General features: G+C 65.1%; 7 protein-coding genes. 2 read left to right on the top strand and 5 right to left on the bottom strand.

Annotated features, from left to right (window positions below; translation table 11 throughout):
• Positions 1 to 124: 124 nt before the first annotated feature.
• From gshA to leuS, 5 genes are all read right to left on the bottom strand, one after another.
• Positions 125 to 1,420 carry a glutamate--cysteine ligase gene (gshA, locus tag AC1DHL_RS22130; RefSeq protein WP_478101808.1) on the bottom strand — a complete coding sequence of 432 codons (1,296 nt, stop codon included), beginning with the start codon at positions 1,418 to 1,420 and terminating at the stop codon, positions 125 to 127.
• 94 nt (positions 1,421 to 1,514) lie between these two features.
• On the bottom strand, positions 1,515 to 2,804 hold the full coding sequence (locus AC1DHL_RS22125) for a glutamate-5-semialdehyde dehydrogenase (RefSeq protein WP_478101807.1): 1,290 nt from the start codon (positions 2,802 to 2,804) through the stop codon (positions 1,515 to 1,517).
• A gap of 82 nt (positions 2,805 to 2,886) precedes the next feature.
• Positions 2,887 to 3,954 (bottom strand): DNA polymerase III subunit delta, encoded by a 1,068-nt coding sequence (gene holA, locus AC1DHL_RS22120; RefSeq protein ID WP_478163373.1) that lies wholly within the window; start codon positions 3,952 to 3,954, stop codon positions 2,887 to 2,889.
• Between the two features lie 28 nt (positions 3,955 to 3,982).
• Positions 3,983 to 4,555, bottom strand: a complete 573-nt coding sequence (locus tag AC1DHL_RS22115; RefSeq protein ID WP_478101803.1) for an LPS-assembly lipoprotein LptE — start codon at positions 4,553 to 4,555, stop codon at positions 3,983 to 3,985.
• Between the two features lie 5 nt (positions 4,556 to 4,560).
• Positions 4,561 to 7,203 carry a leucine--tRNA ligase gene (gene leuS / locus AC1DHL_RS22110; protein WP_478163372.1) on the bottom strand — a complete coding sequence of 881 codons (2,643 nt, stop codon included), beginning with the start codon at positions 7,201 to 7,203 and terminating at the stop codon, positions 4,561 to 4,563.
• 114 nt (positions 7,204 to 7,317) lie between these two features.
• On the opposite strand from leuS, the gene AC1DHL_RS22105 reads away from it, so the two are divergent.
• Positions 7,318 to 8,940, top strand: a complete 1,623-nt coding sequence (locus AC1DHL_RS22105) for an alpha-glucosidase (protein WP_478163371.1) — start codon at positions 7,318 to 7,320, stop codon at positions 8,938 to 8,940.
• Positions 8,930 to 11,089: a 1,4-alpha-glucan branching protein GlgB gene (gene glgB / locus AC1DHL_RS22100; RefSeq protein WP_478163370.1), complete on the top strand. Its 2,160-nt coding sequence runs from the start codon at positions 8,930 to 8,932 to the stop codon at positions 11,087 to 11,089. Before AC1DHL_RS22105 ends, glgB begins: the two co-directional genes overlap by 11 nt.
• Positions 11,090 to 11,330: the final 241 nt, after the last annotated feature.

Genomic DNA, 11,330 nt, shown 5'->3' with positions numbered 1-11,330 from the left:
GTGATGCACCCGGGTGCGTCGGCCGCCCTACCTGGCCGCCGCATCGCCTCCGCCCTCGTTTTTGCGTTGCTATGGGGTCGCTATTTTGCCGCCGCCGCGAGGGCCCGCAAGATGTAGTCCGAAATCATTCATAGATTTCGGCGTCGGGGTTGGTAGCCTCGAGTTCGTAGCTGGCCGCCACCATGGCCAGGCGCCCGATCACGCCGTACATGTAGAAGCGGTTGGGCGCGCTCGCTCCGGGTTTCGCGCCCGGCTGCGGTAAGTGCGCACTCTCTGAAAACGCCAGCGGCACGAAGCTCGCACCCGGCAGCTTGAGCGTCTCGTCGGGGCTGCGTTCCGCGTGCACCCGATAGAAGCCGCCGACCACGTAGCGGTCCATCATGTAGACCACGGGCTCGGCGACACCGTCATGCACGCGCTCATTGGTGAGCACGCCTTCCTGAACGATCACCTCGCTCGGCTCCTGCCCGTCCTTGGACGCGCCGGCCTTGCTGCGCGACTTGCGGGCAAGCGCCTCGATTTCCTTGGCATCGCGCACCGTCACGACCCCCATGCCGTCCTGTCCGTTGTCGGACTTGACGATCACGAAGGGCTTCTCGTTGATGCCGTATTCCTTGTACTTCCGGCGAATCTTGGTCAGCAGGGCATCCGCGTGGCTGGTCAGCACGTCGACTCCTTGGCCTGTGGCGAGACTGATCTCGCCGGCCTTGGCAAACATCGGATTGATCAGCCAGGGGTCGATGCCCAGCAGCTTGCCGAAGCGCTTGGACACCTCTTCGTAGCTGTGGAAGTGATTGCTCTTGCGGCGCACCGACCAGCCGGCGTGCAGCGGCGGCAGCAAGTATTGCTCGTGCAGGTCCTCAAGGATGCCCGGCGTGCCGGCCGCGAGATCGTTGTTGAGCAGGATCGTGCAGGGATCGAAGTGCTTGAGCCCGAGGCGCCGCTTGCTGCGGACCACAGGCTCCAGGCACACCGTCTCGCCGTTCGGCAGTTCGATCTTCTTTGGCGACTTGATCGCCGGATCGATCGATCCGACCCGGACGTTGAGTCCCGCCATGTGGAAGATGCGCACCAGTTGCGCCACGTTCGCCAGGTAGAAGGTGTTGCGCGAATGGTTCTCGGGAATCACGAGCAGGTTGCGCGCCTCGGGACAGATCTTCTCGATCGCGGCCTGCGCTGCCTGCACGGCCAGCGGCAGCATCTCCTGCGTCAGGTTGTTCCAGCCGCCAGGATAGAGATTGGTGTCGACCGGCGCCAGCTTGAAGCCCGCGTTCCGGATGTCGACCGAGCTGTAGAACGGCGGCGTGTGCTCCATCCACTCGAGCCGGAACCAGCGCTCGATGGCCGGCGTGGAATCGAGAATGCGCTGCTCGAGTTCGTTGATCGGGCCGTTCAGAGCGGTGACGAGGTGGGGGACCATGCGGCGGCCTTCTTGGATTTGTATCGGGGCAAAAGGGAATTGTAGATTTTGGGGCTGCCGCCCCAATGACAAGTCACAAGAAGAGGCCGGGCGGTCAGGTCCTGACTTCGCCTTGGCCGAGTACGACGTATTTCAAGGAAGTCAGGCCTTCGATGCCAACCGGGCCCCGCGCATGAAACTTGTCGGTGCTGATGCCGATTTCGGCGCCCAGACCGAACTCGAAACCATCGGCGAACCGGGTGCTCGCGTTGACCATCACGCTGGCCGAGTCAACTTCGCGCAAGAAGCGCTGCGCGTTCATGTGGTCGCGCGTGACGATTGCATCGGTGTGGTGGCTCGAGTAGCGGTTGACATGCGCAATCGCTTCGTCCACACCCTCGACGACCTTGATGCTGATGACCGCCGCGAGGTACTCCTCCGACCAATCCGACTCCACGGCGTCCACCACGGCCTTGCCGGGCGCGTTCAGGCCTTCGCGCAGGATTCGCGCGGCGGCAGGATCGCAACGCATTTCCACGCCCTTGGCCGCGAAGATCGCGCCGATCTCCGGCAGGAAAGTCTCGGCGATCGACGCGGCCACCAGCAGGCCCTCGGCGGCATTGCAGGGGCTGTACTTCTGCGTCTTGGCGTTGTCGACGATCTTCAAGGCCATGTCGAGTTCGGCTGTGTCGTCCACGTACACGTGGCAATTGCCGTCCAGATGCTTGATCACCGGCACCTTGGCATCGCGGCTGATGCGCTCGATCAGTCCCTTGCCGCCGCGCGGGATGATGACGTCGACGAATTCGGGCATCGCAATCAGCTGGCCCACAGCCTCGCGGTCGGTGGTCTGTACGAGCTGGACGGCGGCGGCCGGCAGGCCCGCTTCAGCGAGCGATTCGGCGACGAGCAAGGCCAGCGCCTTGTTCGATTCGATGGCCTCCGAACCGCCGCGCAGGATCGCCGCGTTGCCGCTCTTGATCGCCAGGCTTGCGGCCTCGATGGTCACGTTCGGCCGGCTCTCGTAGATCATGCCGAACACGCCGATGGGCACGCGCATCTGGCCGACACGGATGCCGCTGGGCTGCTGCTTCATCCCGATGACTTCGCCGATCACGTCGGGCATGGCCGCCAGTTGCTCGCAACCCAGGGCGACGGTCTCGATGACCTTCGGCGTCAGCTTGAGGCGATCCACCATCGGCGCCGAGAGGCCGGCGCCTTCAGCGCGGGAAAGATCCTTGGCATTGGCCTCGGCCAGCACGTCGCCGGCGGCGCGCAAACGGCGCGCCAAGGCCCTGAGAGCCTTGTTCTTGGTGGCGGCATCCGCGCGCGCCATCAGGGTCGAGGCCTCCTTGGCCTGCGAACCCAGAGCCCGCACATAGTCGGGGACATTCAACATATTCATTCCCGGATTGTGCCGCGCCCCCAAAGGGCAATCGTCACGAAGGGGCGAGTTCGCACCATTTTTGTGCGCCGCCGAGCATCTGTCACCGCGAAGCCGCAGCAGGACTTGCGCACGCCCGACAAAGCATCAGCGCCAGTCGCTGCAGCGCCTGCCATCCGTCGGCCGGCCAGTCTGGCTGCTTCAAGCCCTTGACGATGCCATCGACCACATGCGCCGCGCGCAGCATGCGCGCCAGCGCGCGGTCGTCCAGCCGTGGCAAGACACGCTCGAAGGCGCGCTCGCGCGGTCCCCATATCCGGTTTTCGCGCAGCGCCATGGGCAGCGGCCGGCCGGCGGACATGGCATCTTTGACACGCTTCAGCGCACGGATGTCCTCGGCCAGCGTGTAGTGAACCAGCACCTCGGCTTCGCCCTCGGCCTGCAAGCCGTCGAGCATCCGAGCCACACGCTGCGGATTGCCCGCCAGCACGGCCTCGGACAACTTGAAGACGTCGTAGCGCGCGACGTTGTTCACTGCGCCCTCGACCTGCTCCCAGCTCAGTTCGCCTGCCGGGTACAGCAGCGCAAGTTTCTGAATCTCCTGATGTGCAGCAAGCAGATTGCCCTCCACCCGATCGGCGAAGAATTGCAGCGTACGCTGGCCCTCTTCGCCGCTCTTCACGCGCTGGCCCTGCTGCGCGAGGCGTTGCGCGATCCACGGCGGCAACGCGGCGCGCTCGATGGTCTCGATCTGCAGGCTGACGCCATTGTTCTCCAACGCCGAGAACCATGCGCCCGTCCGCGTCGCCTTGTCCAGGCGCGGCAGCATCACCAGCGTGAGCGTGCTCTCATTGCCCTGTGCCGCGTCCGCGATCTGCTGGAGCGCCACGCTGCCGTCCTTGCCCGGCTTGCCGGACGGAATGCGGATCTCCACGATCTGCCGATCGGCGAAAAGACTCAGCGAACCACCGGCAGCGAGCACCGCGCTCCAGTCGAAATGCGCACCTGCCACCGTGTAAGCACTGCGTTCGGTGTACCCCTGCGCCCGCGCCGCCACGCGAATCGCATCCGCTGCTTCCTGCGCGAGAAGCGCCTCATCCCCATGAATGACGTAAAGCGGCGCGACCCGCTTCGCGAGATGCCCCGAAAGCTGCGCCGCCGTCAGTTGCATACCGATCCAGGCCTGGGGGAGAGCATCATCACGCCACTGGCTTTGCGGCAGCGAGGCGTCGAAGAATCTGCTGGGCGATATCGGTCTGCATGTCGCGGAACAGCAGTTCGGTTTCGGCTTCCTTCGCCAGCGCAACGGTTTCGTTGTAGGTGATGTCGCGCGTCTGCGCGATCTCGGCCGGAGCCAGCAATTCCTTGCCGCCCTGCCCGCGCAACCGGAAACGCACCGTCAGGCGCAATTGCATTTCGCGCACCTGGCCTGCCGCGTTGGTGGAGATCACGATGTTTTCGCGGTTCTCGGCCAGGATCTCAAGCACGGCCTCGGCCTTGTTCACCTGATCCGCCGGCAGCACCTCGACGGTACCCGCCGAACGCAGATTGCGACGCACGTAGTTCGCAAAGGCAGTGTTGCCCGGCACGGCGATGGTCTTGAATGAGAAGTTCGGCGCCTTGCGCAACTCGAAGCCGCAGCCCGCCAGCACGAGCGAAGCCGAAACGGCGGCGAGAAACCCGCGGCGCGGCAGCGCACGGCGTGTGTATTGGGTAACCTTCGTGCTTCGCACTGCGGTGCGAACGCCTTCGGGCGGCCGAGCGGCGTTCATGCCCCTCATATCACCACGTTGACCAGCCGCCCCGCCACCACGATCACCCGCTTGGCCTGAGCGCCTTCCGCGTGCTTGATGAAGGCTTCGCTGGCGAGCGCGAGCTTCTCGATCTCCTGCTTCGTCGCGGCCGCCGGAACACGCAGCGAGCCGCGCAGCTTGCCGTTGATCTGCAGCATCAGCTCGATCTCGTCCTGCTCGAGCGCACCGACGTCGACCACGGGCCATGGCGCATCGAGCAGATCGCCCATGTCCTTGTCATAGCCCAGTTCATGCCAGAGCTGGTGCGCGATGTGCGGCGTCGCCGGATAGAGGCACCGCAGCAGGATGCCCATGCCTTCGCGCACGGCAGCGCGGTCACCCGCATCGGCGGCTTCGGGCTTGAAGCCTTCGAGCGCGTTGAGCAGCTTCATCGCACCCGACACCACCGTGTTGTATTGCATGCGCTGGTAGTCGTAGTCGACCTGGCGCAGCACCGTGTGCACCTCGCGCCGCAGCGCCTTGGCGTCCTTGCCGAAGACGGGAGCTTGCGTGGCGGCGCCTGCACCGGACGTCGCCCCCTGAAGCGCCACGCCGAAATTCCAGACCCGGCGCAGGAAGCGGTAGCTGCCTTCCACCGCTGCATCGTTCCATTCGAGCGTCGCCTCGGGCGGCGCGGTGAACATGGTGTAGAGCCGCGCGGTATCGGCGCCGTATTTTTCGATCAGATCCTGCGGATCGACGCCGTTGCGCTCGGTCTTGCCCATCTTGCCGACGCCACCGTATTCCAGCTTCGTTCCGTCGGCCAGCGTGCCGCCGGTGATCCGGCCCTGCGCATCGAGCACGGGCGTCACATCCGAGGGCGGGAAGTACTCCTTGCCGCCCTTCTCGCCGCGCGTGTAGAAGATGTGGTTGAGCACCATGCCCTGCGTGAGCAGCTTGCTGAAAGGCTCGTCGACCTTCACGAGGCCGAGGTCGCGCATCACCTTGGTCCAGAAGCGCGCATAGAGCAGGTGCAGGATCGCGTGCTCGATGCCGCCGATGTACTGGTCCATCGGCATCCAGTACTTCGCGCCTTCGGCCACCATGGCGTCGTCGTTCTTCGGATCGCAGTAGCGCATGAAGTACCACGAGCTGTCGACGAAGGTGTCCATCGTGTCGGTCTCGCGCCGTGCGGCCTTGCCGCACACCGGACACACGACGCCCGCATGGAAGCCCTCGTGCTTCGCGAGGGGGTTCCCCGATCCGTCGGGCACGCAATCGGTCGGCAAAACGACCGGGAGGTCATGCGCCGGCACCGGCACGGCGCCATGCTCTTCGCAATGGATGATCGGGATCGGCGTACCCCAGTAGCGCTGGCGGCTCACGCCCCAGTCGCGCAGGCGCCAGGTGGTCTGCATCGCACCCAGGCCCTTCTGCTCGAGCGCATGCGCCACGGCCTTGACGGCCTCGACGTGCGACATGCCGCTGAAGTTGTCCGAATTGATGGTCACGCCGCGCTGCTTGTCGGCGTACCAGTCCTGCCAGCGGTGATAGTCGAAGTGCGGCTCGTCGTCGACCAGCACGACCTGGATGATCTCGATGCCGTACTTGTTCGCAAACGCGAAGTCACGCTCGTCATGCGCAGGCACGCCCATCACGGCGCCATCGCCGTAGCTCATCAGCACGTAGTTGCCGACCCAGAGTGGAACCTGCTCCTCGGTGATCGGGTGCGTCACGGTCAGGCCGGTGGGCACGCCCTTCTTTTCCTGGGTGGCGAGTTCGGCCTCGGTGGTGCCGCCGGCCTTGCATTCCTCGATGAACGCGGCGAGCTTCGGGTTGTGCTTCGCGGCGTGCAGTGCGAGCGGATGCTCCGGCGCCACGGCGCAGAAGGTCACGCCCATGATGGTGTCGGCGCGCGTCGTGAAGACGTACATGCGGCCGCCCTGGATCAACTTGCCCTTGTCATCCTTGATCTTGTGCATGAAGGCGAAGCGCACGCCTTCGCTCTTTCCGATCCAGTTCTCCTGCATCAGCTTGACGCGCTCGGGCCAGCCCGGCAACTTGTGCTGGGTGTGCTCCAGCAGTTCCTCGGCGTAGTCGCTGATCTTGAGGTAGTAGCCGGGGATTTCGCGCCGCTCGACGGTGGCGCCCGTGCGCCAGCCCTTGCCGTCGATCACCTGCTCGTTGGCCAGCACGGTCTGGTCGACCGGGTCCCAGTTGACGACCTGCGTCTTGCGGTACGCGATGCCCTTTTCGAGCATCTTCAGGAACAGCCACTGGTTCCACTTGTAGTAGCTCGGATCGCAGGTCGCGATCTCGCGGCTCCAGTCGATCGCCAGGCCCATGGCCTGGAGCTGGCTCTTCATGTAGCCGATGTTCTCGTAGGTCCACTGCGCCGGCGGAACGCCGTTCTTGAGCGCAGCGTTCTCTGCCGGCAGCCCGAAGGCGTCCCAGCCCATGGGCATCAGGACGTTGTAGCCGCTCATGCGCAGGTAGCGCGTGAGCATGTCGTTGATGGTGTAGTTGCGCACGTGGCCCATGTGCAGCTTGCCGCTGGGGTAGGGCAGCATCGAGCAGGCGTAGTACTTCTTCTTGCGCGCGTCCTCGGTCACGCGGTAAGCGTCGGCAGCCGTCCAGTAGGCCTGGGCTGCGGACTCGACGTCACTGGGTTTGTAGCTGGGGTTCATTGGGCTTGGGCAACGGCCCGGCGCCAGGCGGCCGGGGGAAGGCGGATTATCGCGGGTACTGAGATGGCCCACTTCTCGCATGCCACAATGATTTACGAACCCGAGAGGCTTCCCATGGTCAAGGACTGGTGGCGCGGAGCGGTGATCTACCAGATCTACCCGCGCAGCTTCATGGACAGCAACGGCGATGGCATTGGCGACTTGCCGGGCATCACTGCCCGGCTCGACCATGTGGCCGAGCTGGGCGTGGACGCGATCTGGGTTTCGCCCTTTTTTCGGTCGCCGATGAAGGATTTCGGCTACGACGTCGCCGATTACCGCGCGGTCGACCCGATGTTCGGCACGCTGGAGGACTTCGACGCACTTCTCGCCCGCGCCCACGCGCTGGGCCTCAAGGTGATCATCGACCAGGTGCTTTCGCACACGTCCGACCAGCATGCCTGGTTCGCCGCCAGCCGGGCAAGCCGCCAGAACCCACAGGCCGACTGGTATGTCTGGGCCGATCCCCGGCCCGACGGCACGCCGCCCAACAACTGGCTGTCGGTTTTCGGCGGGTCGGCGTGGCAATGGGATTCGCGGCGGCGGCAGTACTACTTGCACAGCTTCCTGGCCGAACAACCCGACCTCAACTTTCACTGCACCGCCGTGCAGGACACCCTGCTCGGCGAGGTGCGCTTCTGGTGCGAACGCGGCGTCGACGGCTTCCGCTTCGATGCCTGCAACCACCAGTTCCACGATCCGCAATTGCGCGACAACCCGCCAGCGGACGGCGGCGCAGTGAGCACGGTGCGCGCCGACAACCCCTATGCGATGCAGCAGCACTTGTACGACAAGAGCCAGCCGGAAAACCTGCGCTTTCTCGAACGGCTGCGTTCCCTTCTCGACGAATACGGCGCCGTGGCGCTCGGCGAGGTCGGCGACGAGGACGCGCCGCCCGTGATGGCGCAGTACACGGAACATGGCAAGCGCCTGCATCTGGCCTACAGCTTCAGCCTGCTCACGAGCGAGCACAGCGCGCGCCATTTGCGCACGCAGGTCGAGGCGCTCGACCGCGCGCTGGCAAAAACCAACGGTTGGGGTTGCTGGGCCGTGTCGAATCACGATGTGCCGCGCGTCGCCACCCGTTGGAATGCCGGCGGCCCGGACGACACCCGTCGTGACCGGCTCTGGCTCGCCCTGCTGTTGTCGCTTCGCGGCAGCGCGAGCGTCTACCAGGGCGAGGAACTCGGCCTGCCCGAGGCCGAGGTGCCCTTCGAGTTGCTGCAGGATCCGTACGGGCGTGCGTTCTGGCCGGAATTCAAGGGCCGCGACGGCGCTCGCACACCGATACCGTGGGTTGCCGATTTGCATCAGGCCGGTTTCACGAGCGGCACGCCGTGGCTACCAGTTTCCGACAAGCATATTGCGCTGGCCATCGATCGCCAGGCGAACGATTCGGAGTCGATGCTCCATTTCAGCCGCGCCCTGCTGCGCTGGCGGCGCCGGCAGCCATTGCTCCAAACGGGCAGCATGCAGTTCCTCGATGCGCCCGAACCATTGCTGTGGTTCGAGCGGCGTCTGGGCGATTCCGCCATCCAGGCGGTGTTCAACCTCTCCGCTGAGTCGACCACTCTGGCCTTGCCGCAAGCGCTCGAGCCAATGACGGACACGCCCTTTGCCGGCGCACGGGTCGAAGGCACCACACTCATGCTGCCGCCCTTCGGCGTTTTCTTCGGAGAACCGCTCCATGCTTCCTGATTCCGAAGTCCGTGCCCTGATGCGGGCCGAGCACGGCGATCCTTTCGCCGTGCTCGGCCCGCATCGGACGGACGAGGGCTTGCGGGTTCGCGCCCTGTTGCCCGGCGCAAAGTCCGTGACGGTCATGCAGTCCGAGTCAGGCTGGCCGCTGGCGGAGTTGGGCCGGCAAGGCGACGGCGATCTGTTCGCCGGGCTCGTTCCCGCATCGGAAGCCCGGCTCGGCTATCGCTTTCACGTCGACTGGGGCACGCACAGTTCGCTGCTCGAAGACCCCTATCGCTTCCCGCCCGTTCTGGGCGAAACCGATGTCTGGCTGCTGGCGGAAGGCACGCACCTGCGCCCCTTCGAGCAACTCGGTGCGCATCTGCGCGAGATAGACGGCGTGCGCGGCGTCGCCTTCGCGGTGTGGGCGCCGAACGCGCGCCGCGTGTCGGTGGTCGGCGACTTCAACCAATGGGACGGCCGCCGTCACATGATGCGGCTGCGGCGCGAATGCGGCGTGTGGGAGATCTTCGCGCCGCACCTCGCGCCCGGCGACAGCTACGAATTCGAGATCCTGTCGGCCCACGGCCACGTGCTGCGCAAGGCCGATCCCTTCGGCTTCTCCGCCCGGCTGCGGCCCGACACCGCCTGCGTCGTCCAGCCGCTGCCGCCGCCCGCCAAAGTGCCGGCCGGGCGCGCCCAAGCCAACGCTCGCAACGCACCCATCAGCATCTACGAGGTGCACATGGGCTCATGGCGACGCAAGAACGGTCACGAATGGCTCGACTACCGCGAACTGGCCGACACGCTGGTGCCCTATGCGCGCGACATGGGCTTCACCCACATCGAGCTCCTGCCGATCAGCGAGCATCCCTTCGATGGTTCCTGGGGTTACCAACCGATCGGCCTCTACGCCCCGACCTCGCGCTTCGGCACACCCGGTGATTTCCGCGCCTTCGTCGAAGCGGCGCATGCGGCGGGACTCGGCGTGATCCTCGACTGGGTGCCCGCGCATTTCCCGACGGATTCGCACGGCCTCGGCAGCTTCGACGGCACCGCGCTCTACGAATACGCCGATCCGCGCGAGGGCTTCCACAACGACTGGCAGACGCTCATCTTCAACTACGCACGCACGGAGGTGCGCAACTACCTTGTCGGCAACGCGCTGTACTGGCTGGAGCGCTATGGCGTGGACGGCCTGCGCGTCGATGCCGTGGCGTCGATGCTCTACCGCGACTACAGCCGGGAGCCGGGCCAATGGGTGCCCAACGCGCAGGGGGGCCGCGAGAACCTGGAGGCGATCGACTTCTTGCGCCGCATGAACCACGTGGTGGGCGTGGAACGGCCGGGCACCGTGACCATCGCCGAGGAATCGACCAGCTTCCCTGGCGTGACGCGTCCTCCCGAAAGCGGCGGCCTCGGCTTTCACTACAAGTGGAACATGGGCTGGATGAACGACACGCTGGCCTATGCCGGTGTCGATCCCGTCTTCCGCAAGTACCGCCACCAACAGATCACCTTCGGGCTGATGTATGCCCATAGCGAGAACTTCGTGCTTCCGCTGTCGCATGACGAAGTGGTGCACGGCAAGGGCTCGATGATCGGGCGCATGCCGGGGGATCTCTGGCAGAAGTTTGCGGGACTGCGCAATCTGTATGGGTATCTCTGGGCCTACCCGGGCAAGAAGCTGCTTTTCATGGGCGGGGAGTTCGCGCAATGGGCCGAGTGGGACGCCGATCGGAGCCTGGACTGGCATCTGCTCGAGCAGGCTTCCCATCAAGGGATTTGGCGACTGGTGAGGGATCTGAACAACGTATATCGGCATTTCCCGGCGCTGCACGAGATGGACAGCGAGCCGCACGGGTTTGAGTGGCTGTGTCATGACGATGTGGATCAGTCGGTGTTTGCGTTTGTGCGGCGGGCGAGGGATGGGAGTTTTGTGGTGGCTGTTTGCAACTTCACGCCGGTGGTGAGGCATGGGTATCGGTTGGGGGTGCCTGCGGCGGGGGCTTATCGGGAAATCATCAATACCGATAACGCTGTGTATGGGGGGAGTGGGGTGGGGAATGGGGTTGTGGGGAGCGAGGACTTGGCTTGGCATGGGCAGGGGCAGTCTGTTGTGGTTTCTGTGCCTCCGTTGGGGACGTTGATGTGGGTGTTGGTTTGACTGGGCGCTTTGAGGGTGGGGGCCGGGTCTCGCCCCGGCGGGCGACTTACTTTTCTTTGTTTCGCCAAAGAAAAGTAAGCAAAAGAAAGGCGACCCCACTGTGCGTGTCCCTGCGCTTCGCTTCGGGCAACCTGCGGTGCTCGCTTCAGGCGGGGTCCGCGCAAACTCGCTTCGCTCAAACACGCGCGGCCCTTTTTCCGCCTGAAGCTGCGCTCCTCGGCACGCACAGAGGGGACCCCAA

It is taken from the genome of Variovorax sp. 10L426 (assembly GCF_056395305.1).
Note: the sequence above shows the minus strand (reverse complement) of the source record. Positions and strands in the feature narration are given on the sequence as shown.